Source organism: Citrobacter sp. On2M (assembly GCF_018035235.1).
Taxonomy (GTDB): domain Bacteria; phylum Pseudomonadota; class Gammaproteobacteria; order Enterobacterales; family Enterobacteriaceae; genus Citrobacter; species Citrobacter meridianamericanus.
The window spans coordinates 296,578-321,432 of record NZ_WPCV01000005.1 but is presented as its reverse complement, the minus strand read 5'-3'; the positions used below and the strand labels follow the sequence as shown (position 1 = coordinate 321,432).

22 protein-coding genes are annotated in these 24,855 nt (G+C 53.1%); 14 read left to right on the top strand and 8 right to left on the bottom strand.

Annotated features, from left to right (window positions below; all coding sequences use genetic code 11):
- Positions 1 to 6: 6 nt before the first annotated feature.
- Positions 7 to 1,425, top strand: a complete 1,419-nt coding sequence (araE, locus tag On2M_RS19470; protein ID WP_151218398.1) for an arabinose-proton symporter AraE — start codon at positions 7 to 9, stop codon at positions 1,423 to 1,425.
- A gap of 79 nt (positions 1,426 to 1,504) precedes the next feature.
- Here araE and On2M_RS19465 read toward each other — a convergent pair whose 3' ends face one another.
- Entirely contained in the window at positions 1,505 to 1,831 is a 327-nt protein-coding gene (locus tag On2M_RS19465) for a cupin domain-containing protein (RefSeq protein ID WP_151218294.1), read from the bottom strand.
- A gap of 141 nt (positions 1,832 to 1,972) precedes the next feature.
- Here On2M_RS19465 and On2M_RS19460 point away from each other — a divergent pair, with 141 nt between their 5' ends.
- The gene (locus tag On2M_RS19460) at positions 1,973 to 2,680 is read left to right on the top strand and encodes an aspartate/glutamate racemase (RefSeq protein WP_151218397.1); all 708 of its coding nucleotides are present in this window, start codon (positions 1,973 to 1,975) and stop codon (positions 2,678 to 2,680) included.
- Here On2M_RS19460 and On2M_RS19455 read toward each other — a convergent pair.
- Entirely contained in the window at positions 2,652 to 3,587 is a 936-nt protein-coding gene (locus On2M_RS19455; protein ID WP_210905334.1) for a LysR family transcriptional regulator, read from the bottom strand. The two genes, On2M_RS19460 and On2M_RS19455, sit on opposite strands and share 29 nt — an antisense overlap.
- Before the next feature lie 118 nt (positions 3,588 to 3,705).
- Here On2M_RS19455 and lysA point away from each other — a divergent pair, with 118 nt between their 5' ends.
- Complete coding sequence (gene lysA, locus On2M_RS19450) at positions 3,706 to 4,962, top strand: diaminopimelate decarboxylase (RefSeq protein WP_210905333.1); 1,257 nt, start codon at positions 3,706 to 3,708, stop codon at positions 4,960 to 4,962.
- A 40-nt stretch (positions 4,963 to 5,002) separates the two neighbouring features.
- Here lysA and On2M_RS19445 read toward each other — a convergent pair whose 3' ends face one another.
- On the bottom strand, positions 5,003 to 6,013 hold the full coding sequence (locus tag On2M_RS19445) for a LacI family DNA-binding transcriptional regulator (RefSeq protein WP_151218291.1): 1,011 nt from the start codon (positions 6,011 to 6,013) through the stop codon (positions 5,003 to 5,005).
- 13 nt (positions 6,014 to 6,026) lie between these two features.
- A complete protein-coding gene (galR, locus tag On2M_RS19440; RefSeq protein WP_187253150.1) occupies positions 6,027 to 7,055 on the bottom strand; it encodes an HTH-type transcriptional regulator GalR in 1,029 nt (342 codons plus the stop codon).
- Positions 7,056 to 7,653: 598 nt separating this feature from the next.
- Here galR and aas point away from each other — a divergent pair.
- Both aas and lplT read left to right on the top strand, forming a co-directional pair.
- Entirely contained in the window at positions 7,654 to 9,813 is a 2,160-nt protein-coding gene (gene aas, locus On2M_RS19435) for a bifunctional acyl-ACP--phospholipid O-acyltransferase/long-chain-fatty-acid--ACP ligase (RefSeq protein WP_187253149.1), read from the top strand.
- The gene (gene lplT / locus On2M_RS19430) at positions 9,806 to 10,999 is read left to right on the top strand and encodes a lysophospholipid transporter LplT (RefSeq protein WP_210905332.1); all 1,194 of its coding nucleotides are present in this window, start codon (positions 9,806 to 9,808) and stop codon (positions 10,997 to 10,999) included. Before aas ends, lplT begins: the two co-directional genes overlap by 8 nt.
- Before the next feature lie 87 nt (positions 11,000 to 11,086).
- On the opposite strand, the gene On2M_RS19425 is transcribed toward lplT, so the two are convergent.
- From On2M_RS19425 to mutH, 4 genes are all read right to left on the bottom strand, one after another.
- Positions 11,087 to 12,127, bottom strand: a complete 1,041-nt coding sequence (locus tag On2M_RS19425) for an NADP(H)-dependent aldo-keto reductase (RefSeq protein ID WP_151224285.1) — start codon at positions 12,125 to 12,127, stop codon at positions 11,087 to 11,089.
- Positions 12,128 to 12,233: 106 nt separating this feature from the next.
- On the bottom strand, positions 12,234 to 12,452 hold the full coding sequence (ygdR, locus tag On2M_RS19420) for a lipoprotein YgdR (protein WP_000758660.1): 219 nt from the start codon (positions 12,450 to 12,452) through the stop codon (positions 12,234 to 12,236).
- A gap of 144 nt (positions 12,453 to 12,596) precedes the next feature.
- A complete protein-coding gene (locus On2M_RS19415) occupies positions 12,597 to 13,310 on the bottom strand; it encodes a TerC family protein (RefSeq protein WP_187253148.1) in 714 nt (237 codons plus the stop codon).
- Between the two features lie 74 nt (positions 13,311 to 13,384).
- Complete coding sequence (gene mutH, locus On2M_RS19410; RefSeq protein WP_210905331.1) at positions 13,385 to 14,080, bottom strand: DNA mismatch repair endonuclease MutH; 696 nt, start codon at positions 14,078 to 14,080, stop codon at positions 13,385 to 13,387.
- Between the two features lie 684 nt (positions 14,081 to 14,764).
- Between mutH and rppH the strand changes: the two genes are divergently transcribed.
- The 9 genes from rppH to recC all read left to right on the top strand — a co-directional run bounded on the left by rppH (position 14,765) and on the right by recC (position 24,721).
- On the top strand, positions 14,765 to 15,295 hold the full coding sequence (rppH, locus tag On2M_RS19405; RefSeq protein ID WP_003825602.1) for an RNA pyrophosphohydrolase: 531 nt from the start codon (positions 14,765 to 14,767) through the stop codon (positions 15,293 to 15,295).
- 12 nt (positions 15,296 to 15,307) lie between these two features.
- The gene (gene ptsP / locus On2M_RS19400) at positions 15,308 to 17,554 is read left to right on the top strand and encodes a phosphoenolpyruvate--protein phosphotransferase (protein WP_151218287.1); all 2,247 of its coding nucleotides are present in this window, start codon (positions 15,308 to 15,310) and stop codon (positions 17,552 to 17,554) included.
- A 189-nt stretch (positions 17,555 to 17,743) separates the two neighbouring features.
- On the top strand, positions 17,744 to 18,619 hold the full coding sequence (gene lgt / locus On2M_RS19395; protein ID WP_003825606.1) for a prolipoprotein diacylglyceryl transferase: 876 nt from the start codon (positions 17,744 to 17,746) through the stop codon (positions 18,617 to 18,619).
- A gap of 6 nt (positions 18,620 to 18,625) precedes the next feature.
- Positions 18,626 to 19,420, top strand: a complete 795-nt coding sequence (gene thyA / locus On2M_RS19390; RefSeq protein ID WP_151218286.1) for a thymidylate synthase — start codon at positions 18,626 to 18,628, stop codon at positions 19,418 to 19,420.
- A gap of 183 nt (positions 19,421 to 19,603) precedes the next feature.
- Complete coding sequence (locus tag On2M_RS19385) at positions 19,604 to 20,074, top strand: prepilin peptidase-dependent protein (protein WP_210905330.1); 471 nt, start codon at positions 19,604 to 19,606, stop codon at positions 20,072 to 20,074.
- Positions 20,065 to 20,628 (top strand): prepilin peptidase-dependent protein, encoded by a 564-nt coding sequence (locus tag On2M_RS19380; RefSeq protein ID WP_210905329.1) that lies wholly within the window; start codon positions 20,065 to 20,067, stop codon positions 20,626 to 20,628. Before On2M_RS19385 ends, On2M_RS19380 begins: the two co-directional genes overlap by 10 nt.
- Positions 20,625 to 21,032, top strand: coding sequence for a DUF2509 family protein (locus tag On2M_RS19375; protein ID WP_151218283.1), 408 nt, complete (start codon positions 20,625 to 20,627; stop codon positions 21,030 to 21,032). The genes On2M_RS19380 and On2M_RS19375 overlap by 4 nt, the downstream gene beginning before the upstream one ends.
- Complete coding sequence (locus tag On2M_RS19370; RefSeq protein WP_151218282.1) at positions 21,017 to 21,340, top strand: prepilin-type N-terminal cleavage/methylation domain-containing protein; 324 nt, start codon at positions 21,017 to 21,019, stop codon at positions 21,338 to 21,340. The genes On2M_RS19375 and On2M_RS19370 overlap by 16 nt, the downstream gene beginning before the upstream one ends.
- Positions 21,341 to 21,352: 12 nt before the next feature.
- Entirely contained in the window at positions 21,353 to 24,721 is a 3,369-nt protein-coding gene (gene recC / locus On2M_RS19365; protein ID WP_210905328.1) for an exodeoxyribonuclease V subunit gamma, read from the top strand.
- Positions 24,722 to 24,855 lie beyond the last annotated feature (134 nt).

Sequence of the window (24,855 nt, the reverse complement as noted above, 5' to 3'; positions counted from 1 at the left end):
GAAAAAATGGTCTCAATTAATAATGATGCTGCTTTAGCGCCGCGCACTGCGCGCGATACGCGACGTATGAATATGTTTGTTTCGATCTCTGCGGCCGTCGCAGGGTTGTTATTCGGCCTGGATATTGGCGTGATAGCCGGCGCATTGCCTTTTATCACCGATCACTTTGTCCTGACCAGCCGTCTGCAGGAGTGGGTGGTAAGCAGCATGATGCTGGGCGCGGCAATTGGTGCGCTGTTTAACGGCTGGCTGTCATTCCGTCTGGGGCGCAAATACAGTCTGATGGCGGGCGCGATCCTTTTCGTCGTTGGATCTCTGGGTTCGGCGTTTGCGTCCAGCGTAGAAATGCTCATTTTTGCCCGCGTGGTGCTGGGTGTTGCGGTGGGGATCGCCTCTTACACCGCGCCGCTCTATCTCTCCGAAATGGCCAGTGAGAACGTGCGCGGCAAGATGATCAGCATGTATCAACTGATGGTGACGCTGGGGATCGTGCTGGCCTTTTTATCTGATACGGCGTTCAGCTACAGCGGTAACTGGCGCGCTATGCTGGGCGTGCTGGCACTTCCGGCGGTGTTACTGATTATCCTGGTTGTTTTCCTGCCAAACAGCCCGCGCTGGCTGGCGGAGAAAGGCCGCCATATCGAAGCCGAAGAAGTATTGCGTATGCTGCGTGATACGTCAGAAAAAGCCCGCGATGAGCTGAACGAAATTCGTGAAAGCCTGAAGCTTAAGCAGGGCGGTTGGGCACTGTTTAAAATTAACCGTAACGTGCGTCGCGCGGTTTTCCTCGGCATGTTGTTGCAGGCGATGCAGCAGTTCACCGGGATGAACATTATCATGTACTACGCGCCACGCATTTTTAAAATGGCGGGGTTTACCACCACTGAGCAGCAGATGATTGCCACACTGGTGGTCGGTTTAACGTTTATGTTTGCTACTTTTATCGCTGTCTTTACGGTAGACAAAGCAGGGCGTAAACCGGCGCTGAAAATTGGTTTCAGCGTAATGGCTATCGGGACGCTGGTGCTTGGTTATTGCCTGATGCAATTTGATAACGGCACGGCTTCCAGTGGGCTGTCCTGGCTCTCGGTTGGCATGACGATGATGTGTATTGCAGGTTACGCAATGAGCGCCGCGCCGGTCGTGTGGATCCTGTGTTCGGAAATTCAGCCGCTGAAATGCCGCGATTTCGGTATTACCTGTTCCACCACCACTAACTGGGTGTCGAACATGATCATTGGCGCAACGTTCCTGACGCTGCTCGACAGCATTGGCGCTGCCGGTACGTTCTGGCTTTACACCGCGCTAAACGTCGCGTTTATCGGGATTACATTTTGGCTCATTCCTGAAACCAAAAACGTCACGCTGGAACATATCGAACGCAAGTTAATGGCGGGCGAGAAGTTAAGAGATATTGGGGTGTAAATGTTGAGACGGAATGTCGGATGACGTCTCATGGAGGCCGGGTAAGCGTAAGCGATACCCGGCTTTTTTATTTAGCACTTTATCCGTGCAGAAAATCTTCGCGAATGGGGGTAAAGGTATCCAGCAGCGTTCCCGGTGTTAAGCAGACGCAGCCATGCATAACATTGGGCTGTTTATACAGGGTGTCGCCTGCTCTAACGATATGTTTTTCGTCACCGATGGTAAATTCAAACTCACCGGACAACACGTAAGTCAGCTGCTCGTGCGGGTGATTGTGCATCGGGCCGATTGCACCTTGCTCAAAGTTTACCTCAACCGCCATCATGTTACCGTCGTGAGCAAGAATGCGCCGGGTAACGCCATTGCCCAGATCTTCAAGCGTGGTCTCTTTATGAAAAATAAACATCCGGCCTCTCCGTTAAATAATAAAACAATGTTTCATTAAATTTATATCATAATAAATCAAAAGAAAATATTGACTAATAGTTGTGGAAAGTTGATCGCATCTTTGGTCCACTGAAAAAACAACAACGAATAAGGGGAAATGATGAAAACGATCGGTCTGTTAGGTGGTATGAGCTGGGAATCCACCATTCCTTATTATCGACTCATTAATGAAGGGATTAAACAGCGTTTGGGTGGTCTGCACTCTGCGCAGATTCTGTTGCACAGCGTGGATTTTCACGAGATTGAAGCCTGTCAGTCAAGCGCTGACTGGCAGCGGGCCGGGGAGATCCTCGCGCAGGCCGCCATCGGACTTCAGCAAGCCGGAGCGGAAGGGATCGTGCTGTGTACCAACACCATGCACAAAGTTGCTGAGGCGATTGAAACTGCCTGTGATGTGCCGTTCTTGCATATTGCCGATGCGACGGGCCGGGCGATACAAAAGCAGCAGATGCGCAACGTGGCGCTACTGGGCACGCGTTACACCATGGAGCAGGATTTTTATCGCGGGCGCTTACAGGCTGAATTTGGCATCAGCACGCTTACTCCTGAAGCTGATGACCGTCAGAGAATAAACCAGATTATTTTCGACGAATTGTGTCTCGGTGAGTTCAATGAAACCTCCCGCGACTATTACCTGAGCGTCATTGATCAGTTGGCGAAACAGGGCGCGCAAGGGGTGATCTTTGGCTGTACCGAGATTGGTCTGTTAGTTCCAGCCGAGCTAAGCCCACTCCCGGTTTTCGACACGGCGGCAATCCATGCGCAAGATGCGGTGGCGTTTATGCTTTCATCTGTGGATGCAAAATAGCCTCCAGCGGATCGATAAGCCTAGGGAGATGGGCTTGCAGATGTGCTGTAAAAGCATCAACCAGCGCTGAGGCGGGGCGATGAAGTGGGTGAATCAGACTGACCGTAAAGGGTACTGAAATACTGAAGCGGCGGATAACGACTCCGCTGCTGGCGTAATCCAGTGCGGTGAGTGGGTTGACCACTGAGATCCCCACACCCGCCCGCACCATCGCGCAAATCGAAGCGGCGCTGTGGGTTTCTATCACCATACGGCGCTTCACCTGATGCTCGTTGAAAAGGGTATCCAGTAGCTGGCGGTAACTGTCGGTCCGCGACAAGCTGATGTAGTTCTCTCCCTGAAAATCCTGCGGCGTTAATACCGCTTTCTTGGTCAACGGATGCCCCTGTGGCAGTACACATACTTCATCCAGCGCCAGCAGCTCGGTGCGTTTTGTTCCGGCAGGCGTTTGCAACGTTTCCGTTAACCCCAGATCGTGGCGCTGTGCCGACAGCCACTCTTCCAGCAGCGGCGATTCCTGCGGCACTATCTGAATATTGACCTGCGGATAGCGCGCGAGAAATGGCTGCAGCAGCGGCGGTAAAAAGGACTGTGAGAATACCGGCAGACAAACAATCGATAATTCTCCCTGGCGAAACTCACGCAGACTCTCAGCGGCGCTCACAATTCTGTCCAGGCCATACCATGAACGTTGCACCTCTTCAAACAGACGTAGCCCCTGTACCGTTGGGTGCAGTCGCCCGCGGCTACGCTCAAACAGCGTTAACCCCAGCACTTTTTCGAATCTTGCCAGTTCCCGACTGACGGTGGGTTGTGAGGTGTGGAGCATGCGTGCGGCTTCCGTCAGATTGCCTGCGGTCATGATGGCGTGGAAAATTTCGATGTGACGCAGGTTAACGGCGGGCATAGCTAATCCTCGAATGATCTAATCCATATCATTTTTGCATAGACTCACGATAAAACGATATTTTTTATTCTTTTCGGGCTGTGGCGTAATCATAAAAAAGCCACTATCGGAGCACAGCATGCCACGCCCACTCAACAGCACAGACACCGACCTGACCGCCGACAATCTGTTACGCCTGCCCGCAGAATTTGGCTGCCCGGTATGGGTTTACGATGCGCAAATCATTCGGGCGCAGATTGCCAAACTCAAACAGTTTGACGTGGTGCGTTTTGCCCAGAAGGCCTGTTCGAACATTCATATTCTGCGCCTGATGCGTGAGCAGGGCGTGAAGGTTGATTCCGTCTCGCTTGGCGAGATTGAACGTGCGCTGGCGGCAGGCTTTGTGCCGGGGAAAGATGAGATAGTCTTTACCGCCGATATGATTGATAAAGCGACGCTTGCGCGGGTACATGAATTGAGTATTCCGGTAAATGCCGGGTCGGTAGACATGCTGGAGCAACTGGGCCAGGTCTCGCCGGGTCATCGCGTGTGGCTGCGCGTAAACCCAGGCTTTGGGCATGGGCACAGTCAAAAAACCAATACCGGCGGCGAAAACAGCAAGCACGGCATCTGGTATAGCTCACTCCCTGCGGCGCTGGAAGTGATTCAGCGCTATAAGCTGAAGCTGGTGGGGATTCATATGCATATCGGCTCCGGCGTAGACTACGCGCATCTGGAGCAGGTATGCGGCGCGATGGTGCGCCAGGTGGTTGAATTTGGTCAGGATCTGGAGGCGATCTCCGCGGGGGGCGGTTTATCAATTCCGTATCGCGAAGGTGAAGAGGCGATCGACACCGATCACTACTTTGGTTTGTGGAGCGCCGCACGAGATCAAATCGCTAAACATCTGGGACACGCCGTCAAACTGGAGATCGAACCCGGGCGCTTCCTGGTGGCGGAAGCAGGCGTGTTGGTGGCGCAGGTGCGTAGCGTAAAAGAGATGGGCAGTCGTCACTTTGTGTTGATCGACGCGGGTTTCAACGATCTTATGCGCCCGGCCATGTACGGTAGCTATCACCATATCTCCGCGCTGGCGGGGGATGGACGTTCTCTGGATCATGCGGCGCAAATTGAGACGGTGGTGGCCGGGCCGCTGTGTGAATCCGGTGACGTGTTTACCCAGCAGGAAGGCGGAAATGTGGAGACTCGTCTGCTGCCTGCGGTGGTGCCGGGTGATTATCTTGTGCTGCATGATACCGGGGCGTATGGAGCTTCAATGTCGTCAAACTACAACAGTCGCCCGCTGCTGCCGGAGGTTCTGTTCGATAACGGCGTGGCGCGACTCATTCGCCGTCGTCAGACTATTGATGAGCTGTTAGCGCTGGAACTTATTTGATTGAATGCCGGATGGCGCTTGCTCGCCATTCGGCATTCAATTACTTAAAGTACGGTCCGGGCGTTACTGAATCACGCAACACCAGTTTGCCGGTAAACGGTGGGATCGGCTCCACGCTTTCGCCGTTGGCCAGCCGGATAGCCTGGTCGATGGCCGTAGTTATCATGGTATCAATCGGCAGATAAACGGTAGACAGCCCCGGCTCCAGCCATTTGGCGCTGGGTGCGTCATCAAAACCAAACAGTGAGACGTCCATTGGGATCCTCAGTCCGGCCTGATGTAACGCTTTTGATGCACCTAATGCCATGTCATCGTTACAGGCGAACAGGGCGCTGAATTTTACCCCTTCCTCCAGCAGTTCAAGACACGCTTCGTAGCCTCGTGTCATCGTGGAATCGCCGTATTTGATCTTGCTCGGATCCCAGGGAATACCGTTTTTTTCCAGCGCCTTACGATACCCCATCAGACGTGATTTGCCGGTAGGGGTATGCCCTGGCACGGTGATGCAGGCAATATCGCGATGTCCCTGCGAGATCAGATAATTAACCGCCTGATACGCGGCGTCTTCTTGTTCGAAGAAAATCGCGCGATCCCGGGCCTGACTGACATCCCGGTTAATGACCAGCAAGGGCATATCAATGCTGTTCATCAGCGACAAAATCGCCTTTTCACTCATATAGCGGGTATAGAGAATAATGGCGTCGCACTGCCTGTCAGCCAGCATTTGTACGGCTTCCAGCTCCCGCTCCGGCGTGTCGTGGCCGTCGGTGACGATCAACTGCTTGCCGTGAGACTCCGTCTGGCGCGAAGCCTGTTGCAGCAGGCGACCAAAGTAGAAGCCATCAAATGTGGAAACCACCAGACCAATGCTGTTGCTGGTGCGATTCGCCAAAGAGCGCGCTAAAAAATTGGGCCGATAATCGAGTGCCTGCATGGCCTTAAACACTTTCTGGCGCGTGCTCTCTTTTACCTGACCCGTGCCATTCAGCACGCGCGAAACGGTCGCTTTTGAGACGCCTGCGTGTCGTGAAACGTCCAACATCGTAGTCATGACGCAATCCTGGTTAATCGTTTGACGTTGAATTCCCTGGCTCTGTCAGCGTCGAAACGGAATGGCGACGCACCAGAGTTGGGTTAAAGATGTGGGTAATTTCAGGCTCGGGACGCTTCTCCGCCAGCGCGAGTGCCAGTTCGGCGGCCTGGGTTGCCATCGTCACGATGGGATAGCGTACTGTGGTCAGACGTGGGCGAACATAGCGGGAAATTAGCACGTCATCAAAGCCAATCAGCGATATTTCTCCCGGCACATCAATGCCATTGTCATTCAATACGCCCATGGCGCCAGCCGCCATTGAGTCGTTGTAGCAGGCTACCGCAGTGAAGTTTTTGCCACGGCCAAGCAACTCGGTCATTGCCTGTTCACCGCCGCTTTCATCCGGTTCGCCGAATGTCACCAGCCGATCGCTTACCGGTATATTGCTCTCCGCCAGCGCGTCGTAATAGCCTTGCAAACGATCTTCTGCATCTGAAATCGTGTGATTGGAACACAGATAACCGATGCGCGTATGGCCTTGCTGAATAAGGTGTCGGGTAGCGAGCCACGCGCCGAATCGGTCATCGAGGGCAACGCAGCGTTGTTCGAATCCCGGAAGAATTCGGTTAATCAAAACCATACCGGGGATTTGCTTCATTAATGAAGCCAGTTCAGCATCCGGGATAATTTTGGCATGGACAACAAGTGCTGCACAGCGGTGGCGAATGAGCTGTTCAATCGCTTGACGTTCCTTCTGTTCGTTATGGTAGCCGTTGCCAATCAGCAAAAAATTTCCGGTGTTATAGGCCACCTGCTCGACAGCTTTAACCATTGCCCCAAAGAATGGATCGGACACATCACCGACCACCAGGCCGATGGTTTCTGTTGATTGTTGTGCCAGCGCCCGCGCATTGGCATTGGGGTGGTAGCTGAGTGATTCCATTGCACTCGTTACGGCCAGACGCGATGCTTCGCTGGCTTTAGGGGAGTCATTGATCACGCGAGAAACGGTGGCGACTGATACACCAGCCAGTCGGGCTACATCCTTTATGGTCGCCATGATAGTACCTGTTGTGGGTAAACGCTTACATTCCGTCAGTGTTACGGAAAATGGCTGACTGTTCAAGCAGATTGCCCGTCAGGACGTCGCAAATGTGAGCGCGCGCGAGCGAGGCAAGACAGAAAAACAGGAAATGCTAATTTTTGCTTACACTTTGCGATGCGCTGTTGCGATTGTTAGCTGGTGGGAGAACGGAGCGGATTGCTAGAGTTGGGATCCCAGAGGTATTGATAGGTGAAATCAACTTTCGGGTTGATCACTAGAATTACACCAGCCTGCGCAGATGCGCAGGTTTTTTTTTATTTTCAGCCTGTCTGTAACAGTAACCGATAATTTACACAACTCGTTGCATTTGGGTTCATTCCTTTGCGTTTTCGCGCTGGCGTATCTGGCTGCTGACGACCACAATCAAGATCCCAGAGGTATTGATTGGTGAGATTATTCGGTACGCACTTCGTACCTGTCTCTTGCACCGACCTGCGCGGATGCGCAGGTTTTTTTTCGGATTGTATTTACCAGTAATCTGTCGCGCCCCTTCTCCAACTCGTATACTCTCCCACCATTGATGGTTATATAATTAATGGCACAGGGAGTTGAGATGCTATTTGGCCTTTTTCGTAATCTGTTTCGCGTGCTTTTCCGCGTTCGCGTCACGGGCGATGTCAGCGCGCTACAGGGAGAACGCGTTCTAATCACTCCCAACCATGTCTCATTTATAGACGGCATCCTGCTGGCACTCTTTTTACCGATTCGTCCCGTCTTTGCTGTTTACACCTCGATCAGCCAGCAATGGTATATGCGCTGGCTAACCCCGCTGATTGATTTCGTGCCGTTAGACCCAACCAAACCGATGTCGATTAAGCATCTGGTTCGCCTGGTCGAACAGGGTCGTCCGGTGGTTATTTTCCCGGAAGGGCGTATTTCTACCACCGGTTCGTTGATGAAAATATATGATGGTGCCGGGTTTGTTGCCGCTAAGTCGGGAGCGACGGTCGTTCCTGTACGCATCGAGGGCGCAGAGCTTACCCGCTTTAGCCGCCTGAAAGGTCTGGTTAAACAGCGATTTTTCCCGCGTATTCAACTGCATATCTTGCCGCCGACCCAAATGCCGATGCCGGAAGCGCCGCGTGCTCGCGATCGCCGTAAAATCGCCGGTGAAATGCTGCATCAAATTATGATGGAAGCCCGCATGGCGGTACGCCCGCGTGAAACGCTGTACGAGTCGCTACTGGCGGCAAAATACCGTTTTGGCGCAGGCAAAAACTGCATTGAAGATGTTAACTTTACGCCGGACAGCTACCGCAAATTGCTGACGAAGACACTCTTTGTGGCCCGTATTCTGGAGAAATATAGCGCCGAAGGCGAAAAAATCGGCCTGATGCTGCCAAATGCGGGGATCAGCGCAGCGGTTATTTTTGGCGCGATTGCGCGTCGACGCATTCCGGCCATGATGAACTACACCGCGGGCGTGAAGGGATTGACCAGCGCCATTACTGCGTCCGAAATCAAAACGATCTTCACTTCCCGACAATTTCTCGATAAAGGCAAACTCTGGCACTTGCCTGAACAGCTTACCCAAGTGCGCTGGGTTTATCTGGAAGACTTAAAAGCTGATGTGACCTTTAGCGATAAGCTGTGGATCTTCTCACATCTGCTGGCTCCGCATCTGGCACAGGTAAAGCAGCAGCCGGAAGAGGCTGCGGTGATCCTCTTTACGTCTGGTTCGGAAGGCCATCCGAAAGGTGTGGTCCACAGCCACAAGAGCATTCTGGCGAACGTTGAGCAGATTAAAACGATTGCCGATTTCACCGCCGATGACCGCTTTATGTCGGCGCTGCCGCTGTTCCACTCTTTTGGCCTGACGGTGGGATTATTCACGCCATTACTGACCGGCGCAGAAGTGTTTCTTTATCCCAGCCCGCTGCATTACCGCATTGTGCCGGAGCTGGTCTATGACCGGAACTGCACCGTGTTGTTTGGTACGTCAACGTTCCTCGGCAACTACGCGCGTTTCGCGCATCCGTATGACTTCCACCGCCTGCGCTATGTGGTAGCGGGAGCGGAAAAACTGCAGGACAGCACAAAGCAGCTGTGGCAGGAGAAATTTGGCCTGCGCGTTCTTGAAGGCTATGGCGTGACGGAATGTGCGCCGGTGGTGTCGATCAACGTACCGATGGCGGCAAAATCCGGCACGGTAGGGCGTATCCTGCCTGGTATGGATGCCCGACTGTTGGCCGTGCCGGGCATTGAGGATGGTGGGCGTTTACAACTGAAAGGTCCTAATATCATGAGCGGCTATCTGCGCGTTGAAAAACCGGGCGTGCTGGAAGTGCCGACGGCAGAAAATGCGCAGGGTGAGATTGAGCGCGGCTGGTACGACACCGGAGACATTGTGCGCTTTGATGAAAACGGCTTTGTCCAGATCCAGGGGCGCGCCAAACGTTTTGCGAAAATTGCCGGAGAGATGGTCTCACTGGAAATGGTTGAGCAACTGGCATTGGCGGTGTCTGCAGACAAAATGCATGCCACGGCGATCAAGAGCGATGTCAGCAAAGGTGAGGCCCTGGTGCTGTTCACTACCGACAGCGAACTCACGCGTGAAAAACTACAGCAGTATGCGCGGGCGCACGGCGTACCTGAACTCGCCGTACCGCGTGATATACGCCACCTGAAGCAACTTCCATTACTTGGCAGCGGTAAGCCGGATTTTGTTACGCTGAAAAGCTGGGTCGACGAGGCGGAAAAACAACATGAGTGAGTCAGTGCACACTAACACGTCAATCTGGTCCAAAGGGATGATGTCCGTGATCGCCGCACAGTTTCTGTCAGCGTTTGGCGATAACGCGCTGCTGTTTGCTACACTGGCGCTGCTGAAGGAGCAATTTTATCCGGACTGGAGTCAGCCAATCCTCCAGATGGTGTTTGTGGGCGCTTACATTCTGTTTGCGCCCTTTGTTGGACAGGTGGCGGATAGCTTTGCCAAAGGCAGGGTGATGATGTTCGCGAACGGCCTGAAGCTGCTGGGAGCGGCGAGTATTTGCTTTGGCATTAATCCGTTCCTCGGGTACACGCTGGTGGGGATTGGCGCGGCGGCGTATTCACCGGCCAAGTATGGCATTCTCGGCGAACTGACCACCGGCGACAAACTGGTGAAAGCCAACGGCCTGATGGAAGCTTCCACCATTGCTGCGATTTTGCTCGGGTCCGTCGCTGGCGGCGTTCTGGCCGACTGGCACGTGATTGCTGCGCTTTCTGCTTGTGCACTGGCCTATGCAGGCGCGGTGGTCGCTAACGTGTATATTCCGAAGCTCGCCGCGGCTCGCCCAGGCCAGTCCTGGCATCTGGGCAAAATGACGCGCAGTTTTTTCTGTGCCGCAACCTCACTGTGGCGCAATGGTGAAACGCGTTTCTCATTGGTCGGAACCAGCCTTTTCTGGGGCGCGGGCGTCACGCTGCGTTTTCTGCTGGTGCTGTGGGTTCCGGTGGCGCTCGGCATCACCGATAACGCCACGCCTACCTATCTCAATGCCATGGTAGCGATCGGGATTGTTGTCGGCGCAGGGGCGGCTGCGAAACTGGTGACGCTGGAAACTGTGTCGCGCTGTATGCCTGCGGGGATACTGATCGGCGTCGTGGTGCTGATTTTTTCTCTTCAACATTCGCTGCTTCCGGCCTACGCGTTGCTGCTGCTTATCGGCGTGTGTGGTGGGTTCTTTGTGGTGCCGCTGAATGCGTTACTGCAGGAGCGGGGTAAGAAAAGCGTCGGTGCGGGCAATGCGATTGCGGTGCAAAACCTGGGCGAAAACAGCGCGATGCTGCTGATGCTGGGTATTTACTCACTGGCGGTTCTGGTGGGGATCCCGGCGGTCGCGATTGGGATTGGGTTTGGCTCGCTGTTTGCGCTGGCGATTGCGGCGCTGTGGATTTGGCAGCGCCGCCGGTAACATTGCCGGATGGCGGCGTTGTCTTATCGGCCTACAGCAAGAACGATATGGAGGCCGGATAAGCGCAGCGCCATCAGGTACACATCATCACGGTGCAGGATAGGTATACACCTGATGCACCGCTTCAATCTCTGCCAATACCTCTTCGCTCAACTCCAGATGTAGACTTTCAACGTTGGTTTTTAGCTGCTCCATCGTCGTGGCGCCCAGCAGGGTGCTGGCGACAAACGGCTGACGCCGCACGAATGCCAGCGCCATTTGCGCAGGATCCAGATTATGGCGTTTCGCGATATCGACGTAGGCAGCGACGGCTTTTTGCGTTTGCTCGCCGCTGTAGCGTGTGAAGCGGCTAAACAACGTATTGCGTGCGCCGGCAGGTTTCGCGCCGTTCAGGTATTTACCGGTTAACGTACCGAAGCCCAGACAAGAGTATGCCAGCAGTTCAACGCCTTCATACTGGCTCACTTCCGCCAGTCCAACCTCAAAGCTGCGGTTCAGCAGGCTGTAGGGGTTCTGGATGGTGACGATACGCGGCAGATCGTGTTTGTCCGCCAGGTGCAGATAGCGCATTACGCCAAACGCGGTTTCATTGGACACGCCGATGTAGCGAATTTTCCCGGCACGCTGAAACTCTGACAATGCATCCAGCGTGTCCAGCAGGGAAACGACCGGGGCGGAGTCCGTCCAACTGTAGCCTAACTTACCAAAGCAGTTGGTCGGGCGCTGTGGCCAGTGAACCTGATACAGATCCAGATAATCGGTTTGCAGCCTTTTCAGGCTGTCGTGCAGCGCTTCACGGATATTTTTACGATCCAGCGCCTGATTCGGGCGAATGCCGCTGTCGTTGTTACGTGATGGTCCACTGACCTTAGAAGCCACAATCAGCTTTTCACGGCTGCCATGTTTGGCAAGCCAGTTACCTACGTATGTTTCAGTAAGACCCTGGGTTTCAGGACGCGGCGGAACCGGATACATCTCGGCAACGTCGATCAAATTTATGCCTTGAGCGACGGCATAATCGAGCTGTGCATGGGCGTCGGCTTCGCTGTTTTGTTCACCAAACGTCATTGTGCCCAGCCCCAGTGTACTGACTTCCAGCGAGCTGTGGGGTATACGGTGATATTGCATAGCCGTTTCCTTTTTATAATCACGACATAAGGATTATAAAAATGGCTGAGGGAAGAGAAAAAGGGAAGTAAAATTGTTAAGGCCAGCGCGCTGCTGACCTCAACCATCAGCGTTCAATGATTTGAGACACATCATCGCGGTTAATCTGCATCGCATTGCCCTGCTGGTCGTGATAGCTCACCAGACCGGTATCATCGTCAATTTCTGGTTTTCCATCGGTCAGGATCATTCGACCATCTTTTGTCGCCATTACATAATCGCTGCTGCATCCGGAAACGGCAAAAGCCAGTCCTACGGCGGAAATCAAAACTGCCCATTTTTTCATCTGCTTATCCTCACATGGCCTGCGTCTTTCAATAGTTTAGTAATAACGCGAAGTTGTGCAGGGTGAAAGCAGTAAAATCTTAAACTGTGAGAAGAGGTAGGTGTGGTGGGCATTCGCTCCCCTTGCGGGGAGCGATGAATTTTATCAGAGCGGATTTTTTTTATTACGCCACAGGTTCAGGGTCTCTACCGCGATAGAGAAGAACATGGCGAAATAGATATATCCTTTCGGAACGTGGACGTCGAAACTTTCCAGAATTAGCGTAAAACCGACCAGAATCAGGAACGAGAGTGCCAGCATTTTCACCGAAGGGTGTCGATCGACAAACTCGCCAATCGGACGTGCAGCAAACATCATTACACCTACGGCAATCACCACCGCCGCCATCATAATAAACAGATGGTCAGACAGGCCAACCGCAGTAATTACGGAATCCAGGCTGAAGATAATGTCTAACAACATGATCTGCACAATTGCGCCCAGGAAAGAAGATACGCGGGTTTTCAGCCCCTCTTCCTCACCTTCAATGGATTCGTGGATCTCCTTACTGGCTTTCCAGATCAGGAACAATCCCCCCAGTAGAAGGATCAGGTCGCGTGCGGATATCTCCTCACCAAACACTTCGAATAACGGGTTTGTCAGCCGCGTTACCCAGGCGATAGAGGCCAGCAGTGCCAGACGCATGATCATCGCCGCTGCAAGCCCAATACGTCGGGCATGATTGCGTTGCGCTGTCGGGAGTTTAGCTACAACCAGAGAGAGGAAAATAATATTGTCGATCCCAAGAACGATCTCCAGCAGCGTCAGCGTACCGAGCGCAAGCCAGGCGTTAGGATCGGTTATCCATGCAAATAACATCGAACAAAGTCCTGCCAAAAAAAAGAAGCGGTAATTATAGGCCCGTAACGCAGCGGGTGAAAGGCCGGAGGAGGCTATTGCGCCTGGAATAAGAAATGTCGCTCAAGCAATGCGTGGGTGAAGTTCTTTTTCAAGTAAAAACCGCGGGGCAGGGTCAGGATGGGTTCGCCATGGGCGCCAATGGCCTCGGTAAGCGCCCGGGCGTTAGCGGCCTTAGGACGCAGTTGCAGTACTTCCCCATGGCGAGCGGTGATGCGTTCGACGTGGCCTAGCACAATCATGTCCATTAACTCTTCCCAGTCCAGACGCAATTGCTGGTCTTCCTCTTCGCTCGGGCTCCATAGCAGGGGAGAACCGACGCGGCGCTCAGCCAGCGGGATGCTGCGTTCGCCTTCTACCGGGATCCACAAGACGCGTTTAAGTTTGTGCCGCACATGGCTGGTTTCCCAGGTGACGCCGGTATTGCCGGTTAATGGCGCAACGCACACAAAGGTGGTTTCCAGCGGTCTGCCAAGATTGTCCACAGGGATTGTCTTCAACTCCACGCCCAGCGCTGCGAAGTCCTGTTCCGGTTTACTGCCCGCGCTGGCGCCGAGCCAGATTTCCAGTAGCACGCCAATCCAGCCTTTATCGCGCTTAAGATCCTTTGGCGTGACGAGCCCCGCCATCGCCGCCAACTCTCCCAACGTGTAGCCTGAAAGCTGCCGCGCCTGGCTCAGCAATTGGGCTTCAGATTCAGGTGGAGAAAGCAACGGATGCAGTTCTGACATCGGGATGACCCTTAGGTGAAAAAATGAGCAATGATTTTATACCGTGTGGATAGAGTTTATCTTTTTCCACATGCTTTATTCAATTCTATGATTTATATTGGTTTTTAAATTCACTTGCGCAGAGTTGCGCAACAGCGAAGCGGGTTTTCCAATTCTGGTCACTGACAATGAACAGGATCTTACACCATGTTATCCACAGAAAGATGGGATAACTGTGAAAAACCCCTACTACTGTTTCAATTTACAGCCTTGACGTGCGACGAAAATCGAATTTTCACACAAATTGTGCCTAACTTATTGGCATAATCTGTGGATAAAACCGACGCTGGTCGATCTTTCATCAGCCTGAAGATCGTGTGCGTGATGCATGTCACATTTCCATGCGTTTATTTGCGATGAATGGTTTTAACTTGATGAATATAGAAGACTATTTTTACTCTGTGACGAATGTCTTATTCGGACTGTTCTGGGTTTTCCCATAGTAATTCCGTACTTCTTCACAACTATATCCACAGAAAAGGTGAATAAAATCGCCTTCGTTGCCCTTCTTCTGTTTATAACTCTGCCCTTAACTGTGAGTTATTCAATTGTTATTAGAATATCGCACCCTTAACAGAGTGGTTTACCGCCCCTCAGGAGTGTGAAACAATCGTTTGTATATAAGGTTTATGTTGAGGTAGTCCGGTGATTGATGACGATGGCTACCGCCCGAATGTAGGGATAGTAATTTGTAACCGCCAGGGGCAGGTCATGTGGGCCCGGCGATTTGGTCAGCACTCCTGGCAATTCCCGCAAGGTGGGATAAACGCAGGAGAGACAGCAGAGCAGGCGATGTACCGGGAACTCTTTGAAGAAGTGGGGCTCAGCCGTAAAGATGTACGGATCCTTGCTTCTACTCGTAACTGGTTGCGTTACAAGTTACCGAAACGTTTGGTGCGTTGGGACACGAAGCCGGTTTGTATCGGCCAGAAACAAAAATGGTTTCTTCTGCAATTGGTCAGCAGCGATGCTGAAATTAATATGCAAACCAGCAGTACACCTGAGTTCGACGGCTGGCGCTGGGTGAGTTACTGGTATCCGGTTCGACAGGTGGTGTCATTTAAACGCGATGTCTATCGCAGGGTGATGAAAGAATTCGCAAGTGTTGTCATGGCGCTTCAGGAGAGCACTCCTAAGCCGCAAAGCGCACCTGCGTACAGACGTAAAAGAGGTTAAGCTACGCAAATTATGCTCACCCGCCTGCGCGAAATAGTCGAAAAGGTGGCCAGTGCTCCGCGTCTGAATGAAGCGCTGAATATTCTGGTTACTGACATCTGTCTTGCGATGGATACAGAGGTCTGTTCGGTTTATCTGGCTGACCACGATCGACGTTGTTATTACCTCATGGCGACCCGGGGACTAAAAAAACCGCGTGGTCGCACTGTCGCACTCGCGTTTGATGAAGGTATCGTTGGCCTGGTTGGCAGGCTGGCGGAACCTATCAACCTCGCTGATGCGCAAAAACATCCCAGCTTTAAATACATTCCTTCGGTAAAAGAAGAGCGTTTTCGGGCGTTCTTAGGTGTACCGATCATTCAGCGCCGCCAGCTTTTAGGCGTTTTGGTGGTACAGCAGCGCGAATTGCGCCAGTACGATGAAAGTGAAGAGTCTTTCCTCGTCACGCTCGCCACGCAAATGGCGGCTATTCTTTCGCAATCGCAGCTAAATGCGCTGTTCGGTCAATATCGGCAAACGCGCATTCGTGCATTGCCTGCCGCCCCCGGCGTGGCGATAGCCGAAGGCTGGCAGGACGCGACGCTGCCGCTGATGGAGCAGGTCTATCAGGCTTCAACGCTGGATCCGGTGCTTGAGCGCGAGCGACTCACCGGTGCGCTGGAGGAAGCGGCGAACGAATTCCGCCGCTACAGCAAACGCTTTACCGCCGGGGCGCAGAAAGAAACGGCGGCGATCTTTGATCTCTACTCGCACCTGCTTTCCGATACCCGTTTGCGCCGAGAGCTATTTGCGGAAGTGGATAATGGCTCGGTGGCCGAATGGGCCGTTAAAACGATCATCGAAAAGTTTGCCGAACAGTTCGCCGCGCTGAGCGATAACTATCTTAAAGAGCGCGCCGGTGATTTACGCGCGCTGGGCCAGCGTCTGCTGTTCCATCTTGACGATTCAGTCCAGGGACCGAATGCCTGGCCGGAACGCTTTGTGCTGGTGGCGGATGAGCTTTCCGCCACCACGCTGGCGGAACTTCCTCAGGACCGTTTAGTCGGCGTGGTTGTCCGGGATGGCGCAGCCAACTCTCATGCGGCAATTATGGTTCGCGCGCTGGGTATCCCTACCGTCATGGGGGCCGATATCCAGCCGTCGGTGTTGCATCGCCGTACGTTGGTGGTGGACGGTTATCGCGGTGAACTGCTGGTCGATCCGGAACCGGTATTGATCCAGGAATACCAGCGTCTTATCAGTGAAGAAGTTGAACTGAGCCGCCTGGCGGAAGACGACGTCAACCAACCTGCACAGTTAAAAAGCGGCGAGCGCGTGAAGGTGATGCTCAATGCGGGTCTCAGCCCGGAGCATGAAGAGAAGCTGGGTAGCCGGATCGACGGTATTGGCCTGTATCGCACCGAAATTCCGTTCATGCTGCAAAGCGGTTTTCCTTCAGAAGAAGAACAGGTTGCGCAGTATCAGGGCATGCTGCAAATGTTTAACGACAAGCCGGTGACCCTGCGTACGCTGGATGTCGGTGCCGACAAGCAACTGCCCTACATGCCGATCAGTGAAGAAAACCCGTGCCTCGGTTGGCGTGGGATCCGCATCACGCTCGATCAACCGGAGATCTTTTTGATCCAGGTTCGAGCGATGCTGCGTGCCAACGCGGCAACCGGCAACCTAAGCATTTTGTTGCCGATGGTAACCAGCATTGATGAAGTCGACGAAGCGCGACGTTTGATTGAACGCGCCGGACGCGAAGTGGAAGAGATGATCGGCTATGCGATCCCGAAACCGCGCATTGGCATCATGCTGGAAGTTCCGTCGATGGTGTTCATGCTGCCGCATCTGACAAACCGGATCGATTTTATCTCGGTCGGAACCAACGATCTCACCCAGTACATTCTGGCTGTCGATCGTAACAATACGCGGGTAGCCAGCATTTATGACAGTCTGCATCCGGGAATGTTACGCGCGCTGGCGATGATTGCACAGGAAGCCGAAAGAAGCGGCATTGATTTGCGCTTGTGCGGTGAAATGGCGGGCGACCCGATGTGCGTGGCCATTCTGATCGGCCTGGGTTTTCGCCATTTGTCGATGAACGGTCGTTCGGTGGCTCGCGTTAAATATCTGCTGCGCCACATCGATTTTGATGAGGCGCAAACGCTGGCGCAGCGCAGCCTGGAAGCGCAGATGGCGACAGAAGTACGCCATCAGGTGGCGGCCTTTATGGAGCGCCGTGGCATGGGGGGGCTGATTCGCGGAGGATTGTAAGCCTGATAAGCTTAGCGCTATCAGGCATTACGGGGGTAAAGATTACTTATACAGATCTTTTACATCTTCCCGGCATCCGCTGCGATCCCCTTGTGCTATCATTCGCACCTTTGGAGCGCCTGAATCATGCAGGCGCGCTTATCAATTGCTGTCTGACTTCAGCGAAATAACAAGAACTTGTGGTGACAGATGACCAGTAGCTATCTGCATTTTCCGGATTTCGATCCGGTCATTTTCTCAATCGGACCCGTCGCGCTTCACTGGTACGGCTTGATGTATCTGGTGGGCTTTATTTTTGCGATGTGGCTGGCGACGCGCCGCGCTAATCGTCCGGGCAGTGGCTGGACCAAAAATGAAGTAGAAAACTTATTGTATGCCGGCTTCCTCGGGGTTTTCCTCGGTGGGCGTATTGGCTATGTACTGTTCTATAACTTCCCGTTATTCCTTGATAACCCGCTGTATCTGTTCCGTGTCTGGGATGGTGGGATGTCCTTCCACGGTGGGCTTATCGGTGTGATCCTGGTGATGATTATCTTCGCCAAACGCACCAAGCGTTCGTTCTTCCAGGTTTCTGATTTCATTGCCCCACTGATTCCGTTTGGCCTGGGCGCAGGGCGTTTGGGCAACTTTATTAACGGTGAACTGTGGGGACGCGTTGACCCGAACTTCAAGTACGCCATGCTGTTCCCTGGCTCTCGCACCGAAGATATTTTACTGCTGCAAACTAATCCGCAATGGCAGTCTATTTTTGATACCTATGGCTCGTTGCCGCGCCACGCCTCACAGCTTTATGAGATGGCGCTGGAAGGGGTGGTGCTGTTTATCATTCTTAACCTGTACATTCGCAAACCGCGCCCAATGGGCTCGGTATCCGGTCTGTTCCTGATTGGCTATGGCGCATTTCGTATCATCGTTGAATTCTTCCGCCAGCCGGATGCGCAGTTTACCGGCACCTGGGTACAGTACATCAGCATGGGGCAGATTCTCTCAATCCCGATGATTGTCGCAGGCATTATTATGATGGTTTGGGCGTATCGCCGTAGCCCACAGCAACACGTTTCCTGAGGAACCATGAAACAGTATTTAGAACTGATGCAAAAAGTGCTGGATGAAGGCACACAGAAAAACGACCGCACCGGAACCGGAACGCTTTCCATTTTTGGTCATCAGATGCGTTTTAATCTGCAGGAAGGGTTCCCGCTGGTTACGACTAAACGCTGCCATTTACGCTCTATTATTCATGAGCTGTTGTGGTTTTTGCAGGGCGACACTAACGTGGCCTACCTGCATGAAAACAATGTCTCCATCTGGGACGAATGGGCGGATGAAAACGGTAATTTAGGTCCGGTTTATGGTAAACAGTGGCGCGCATGGCCTACACCCGACGGCCGCCATATTGACCAGATCACTACGGTGTTAAACCAGCTCAAAAATGACCCGGATTCTCGGCGTATCATCGTTTCCGCATGGAATGTTGGTGAGCTGGATAAGATGGCGCTGGCGCCGTGCCATGCTTTCTTCCAGTTCTATGTGGCGGATGGCAAGCTCTCTTGCCAGCTGTATCAGCGTTCGTGCGATGTGTTCCTCGGCCTGCCGTTTAACATTGCCAGCTACGCCTTGCTGGTGCACATGATGGCGCAGCAGTGCGATCTGGAAGTCGGTGATTTTGTCTGGACCGGCGGCGACACGCATCTGTACAGCAATCACATGGAACAAACGCATCTGCAGCTTAGCCGCGAACCGCGCGCGCTGCCGAAGCTGGTCATCAAACGTAAGCCTGAATCCATCTTTGACTATCGCTTCGAAGACTTCGAAATTGAAGGCTACGATCCGCACCCGGGTATTAAAGCGCCGGTGGCTATCTAACCAGCTTCATGCTGACACAACCGACGCCCGTAAGCGTCGGTTTTTTTTATCTAAAATCACGTTCTTCGGCGTAGATTCCTGAAATAGTGCAACGGCCTGCAACGCGACAAATATTTCCCGTAGCTTGCCGTAGAAACCGAATTTCCCGCTCGTTATTCATTTTCCTCACGCCATACTGGCGGCATGAAAAAACAACAAGGCTACACACTTCTTGGAACCCTGATAGCGATGCTGATCGTCGCGGCGCTTGGTGCATCGGGGCTGTATGGTTGGCAGGGCTGGCAGCAGCAACAGCGACTGTGGCAAACCGCCAGCCAGGTAAGAGATTACCTGCTGCAACTGCGTGACGATGCTAACTGGCGTAACCGAGATCATGTCATCAGCGTGGTTCGGGATGGCACATCCTGGTGTTTTGTCAGCTCTGCGGCTTTGCAAACCACGTGTCGACCTGTTTCGTCTTTGGTTTTTACGCCATTGTGGGACGATGTTGAAATGGCAGAGATAACCCCTTCACTGGCCTTTTTTGGCCTGCGCAATACGGCATGGACCGGACATATTCGCCTGAAAAATGCGGCAGGAGAATGGCGCGTGGTGGTGTCTGGCTGGGGGCGGATCAGGCTTTGTGAGCGCGATGAGGCCAGATTATGTCAGTAAGCGAACGAGGTTTTTCTCTGCTGGAAGTGCTAATCGCCATGGCGATTAGCAGCATTTTACTGCTTAGTTCAGTACGATTTTTACCGGCACTGCAGCAAGAGATTCTGCGCAACACACGCCTGTTAGCGCTGGAAGATGAAATATGGCAACGGGTCTACACCGTAGCGAAGCACCTTCAACGGGCAGGGTATTGCCGGGGAAACTGTGTCGGAGATGGGTTGGTGATATCGGCGAAGGGCGACTGCGTTATTGCTCGCTGGGATGCCAACAGCAACGGCGTTTGGGAGGGCAGTCCCGCGAAAGAGGCCGATGTAATCGGATTTCGTTTACAGGACAAGGTGCTGGAGACCTTGCGAGGAGCAACTGGATGTAATGGAAAAGGGTGGGAGAAAATGACCGATCCAGCCACGATACAGATTGAAGCATTTCAGGTTGAACGGCTGAATCTCAGCGGATATTCACCACTCCTTACTCTGCGTTTGCGCGGAGTGAGTAACGGCGAACCACAAAAGGTTATCGAAGCAGTCTACAGCGTGACAGGATTTAACCTGTGAATCGTGAGCGAGGCGTTTCATCCCTGGGGATGGTCCTGTTGCTGCTGGTGCTCGGTAGCCTACTGCTGCAAGGCGTTAACAGACAGGAGGCCAGTTTTGCTTCACGAGTGGCCACGCAAAGTCAGGCTTTGCAGCGCCAGGCGGTGCTGCAATCTGCTATGGAATGGGGACGTATGCAGCCCTGGAGCATACAACAAGCCGTGCAGTGTCGGCGCTATATCACGCAAGATGCCGTAGTTTGCCTGCGACTGCTGAGCATTAATTTCGTGCTGCTCATTGCCCATCATGAAGGGGGATCGCTATGGCGTCAGGGTATTGTCACCGAGGGCAACCTCGAATTTTTAGCGCATGGCTGGAGCGATTTTTGTCCACTAAAGGATCAAGCGTTATGCCAGATCCCCTGAACAGGCAGCGTGGCTTTAGCCTGCCGGAAGTGATGCTGGCAATGGCGCTGATGATTATGATTGTTACTGCGTTGTCGGGATACCAGCGAGCACTGATGAACAGCTTTATCATCAGAAATCAGTATCAACAACTCTGGCGTCACGCCTGGCAGCAAACCCAGTTGTATCAGTTTTCATCGCCTGTGAACTGGCAGGTTAACCGAATGCAGACAACGCGAGCGGGATGTGTCAGCATCAACGTTAAAATATCTTCACCCTTGGGCAGGCAGGGTCAGATGATGCGTCTGCATTGCCCGAATCGTCAGTAGTCAGGAGTCGCTATGTTAAGGGTCTACCACTCCAATCGTCTGGATGTGCTTGAAGCGTTAATGGAATTTATCGTTGAGCGCGAGCGGCTGGACGACCCCTTTGAACCTGAGATGATCCTGGTTCAAAGCACCGGCATGGCGCAGTGGCTGCAAATGACTCTTGCACAGAAGTTTAGTATTGCCGCCAACATCGATTTTCCGCTGCCCGCGAGTTTTATCTGGGATATGTTTGTGCGTGTGCTACCAGACATCCCGAAAGAGAGCGCGTTCAGCAAGCAGAGCATGAGCTGGAAGTTGATGACGCTGTTACCGCAATTGCTGGATGGCGATGACTTTGCATTGCTGCGCCACTATCTGACGGACGATACTGATAAACGTAAGCTGTTTCAGCTCTCCTCACGCGCGGCTGACCTTTTCGACCAGTATTTAGTTTACCGCCCTGACTGGTTGACCCAGTGGGAGGCTGGAAGACGGGTTGAAGGACTTGGCGAGTCTCAGGACTGGCAGGCGCCGTTGTGGAAAGCGCTGGTAGAATATACCGAGGAAATGGGCCAGCCGCGCTGGCATCGTGCCAATTTATACCAACGATTTATTCAGACTCTGGAAAGTGCGTCCGAGTGCCCCCAGGGGCTGCCTTCTCGCGTATTTATTTGCGGCATTTCGGCGTTGCCGCCGGTTTATTTGCAGGCACTGCAGGCGCTGGGTAAGCACATTGATATTCATCTGCTGTTTACCAACCCTTGTCGCTACTACTGGGGAGATATTAAAGATCCTGCCTGGCTGGCGAAGCTGGTGGCACGTCAGCGTCGACACAGTTTTGAAGAACGGCACCTGCCGCTGTTTCGTGATAGTGAGAAAGTCGAAGGATTATTCAATAGCGATGGTGAGCAGGACGTGGGCAACCCGATGCTGGCTTCGTGGGGCAAACTGGGGCGCGACTACATATACCTGCTTGCAGAACTGGAAAATAGTCAGGAACTGGATGCGTTTGTCGACATTACTCCTGACAATCTTTTGCATAATATTCAATCGGATATTCTGGAACTCGAAAACTATGCTGTGGCGGGCGTTACGCTGGAGGAATATTCCCGTAGCGACAATAAACGAAGGCTGGATCTGAACGATACCAGCGTGACTTTTCATGTCTGCCATAGCCCACAGCGCGAGGTGGAAGTTCTTCATGACCGCCTGCTGGCAATGCTGGAAGCGGATCCAACGCTGACGCCGCGCGATATTATCGTGATGGTGGCGGATATCGACAGCTACAGTCCATTCATTCAATCGGTCTTTGGTAGTGCGCCAGCCGAGCGTTACCTGCCATATGCGATTTCTGACCGTCGGGCGCGTCAGTCTCATCCCGTCTTGCAGGCCTTTATCAGTCTGCTGTCGCTGCCGGATAGCCGTTTTGTCTCTGAGGATGTACTGGCGTTACTGGATGTTCCCGTGCTGGCGGCACGTTTCAATATTGATGAAGAAGGGCTGCGCTATCTTCGCTTATGGGTCAATGAATCCGGGATTCGCTGGGGAATTGACGACGATAACGTGCGTGAACTGGAACTTCCGCCTACAGGTCAGCATACCTGGCAATTTGGTTTAACGCGTATGCTGCTCGGCTACGCGATGGAAAGTGCGCAGGGCGAGTGGCAATCGGTATTACCTTACGATGAGTCCAGCGGTTTGATTGCTGAGTTGGTCGGGCATCTGGCCTCTTTGCTGATGCAGCTAAATCTCTGGCGCAGAGGGTTAGCTCAGGAACGACCTCTGGAAGAGTGGCTGCCCGTATGCCGGGACATGCTTAATGATTTCTTCCTGCCGGACGCGGATACCGAAGCGGCGATGACGCTGATTGAACAGCAGTGGCAGGCTATTATCACTGAAGGTTTAGGGGCCGAGTACGGCGATGCTATACCGCTCTCTCTGTTACGTGATGAGCTGGCGCAGCGTCTTGACCAGGAGCGCATCAGCCAGCGCTTCCTGGCGGGTCCCGTTAACATTTGTACGCTGATGCCGATGCGCTCCATTCCGTTCAAAGTGGTGTGCCTGCTGGGTATGAACGATGGCGTTTATCCGCGCCAGCTTGCGCCGCTGGGCTTTGATTTGATGAGTCAAAAACCGATGCGGGGCGATCGCAGCCGTCGTGATGATGACCGCTATCTGTTCCTTGAAGCATTGATCTCAGCGCAGCAAACGCTCTATATCAGCTACATTGGTCGCTCCATTCAGGACAACAGCGAACGCTTCCCGTCGGTACTGGTGCAGGAGTTGCTGGACTACATCGGGCAAAGCCACTATTTACCGGGTGATGAAGCGCTCACTTGTGATGAAAGCGAAGCCAGGGTCAAAGCGCACATTACTCGTTTGCATACCCGGATGCCCTTCGACGCGCAAAACTATCTCCCGGGGGAACAGCAAAGCTATGCCCGGGAATGGCTACCTGCGGCGAGCCTGTCAGGAAAAGCGCACACGGATTTTGTTCAGCCTCTTCCCTTTGAGATGCCTGAAACACTGACGCTGGAAACGCTGCAGCGATTTTGGGTTCATCCGGTGCGGGCCTTTTTCCAGATGCGTCTGAGGGTCAACTTCCGCTCTGAGGAGAGTGAGATCCCGGACACGGAACCTTTCACCCTTGAGGGATTAACCCGCTATCAGCTTAATCAGCAATTGCTTAATACACTGGTTGAAGAGAACGACGCTGAACGACTGTTTCGCCGTTTTCGTGCGGCGGGCGTGCTTCCCTATGGGCCATTTGGCGAAATTCTGTGGGATACGCAGCGTCAGGAGATGCAGACGCTGGCTGAACGCATTATCGCCTGTCGTCAGCCTTGTCAGAGCATGGAAATCGATCTTACCTGTAACGGCGTGCAAATCACCGGTTGGTTGCCGCAGGTACAAGAGGACGGTTTGTTGCGCTGGCGCCCATCTTTGATCAGCATTGCGCAGGGCGTGCAACTTTGGCTGGAACATCTTGTCTATTGTGCGAGTGGCGGTACGGGAGAGAGCCGATTATTCCTGCGTAAAGACGGGGAATGGCGTTTTCCACCACTGGAAGCAGAACAGGCGCTGCTGTACCTGTCGCAACTCATTGAGGGTTATCGGGAAGGCATGTCATCACCGTTGCTGGTATTGCCGGAAAGCGGAGGCGCATGGATAAAAACCTGTTATGACGCCGCAAATGATGCCATGTTAGATGACGATGAAACGTTGCAAAAGGCGCGCAGTAAGTTTCTGCAGGCCTATGAAGGCAACATGATGGTACGTGGCGAAGGCGATGACATCTGGTATCAGCGTCTTTGGCGTCAACTGGATGCAGGTACGCTGGAGACTATTGTCTTACAGTCGCAGCACTACCTGTTACCGATTTTTCGGTTTAATCAGTCATGATGGTTGTATAAAAATTGCGCAATTTAATGGCTTCCACTATGATGCGCATTCTGTCACGGACTGATTCTTACAAAGAGAAGATGCTGACTTGCTCAGCGCAGAGTCTTGCCCTGTTCAGATCACGTATTTATACG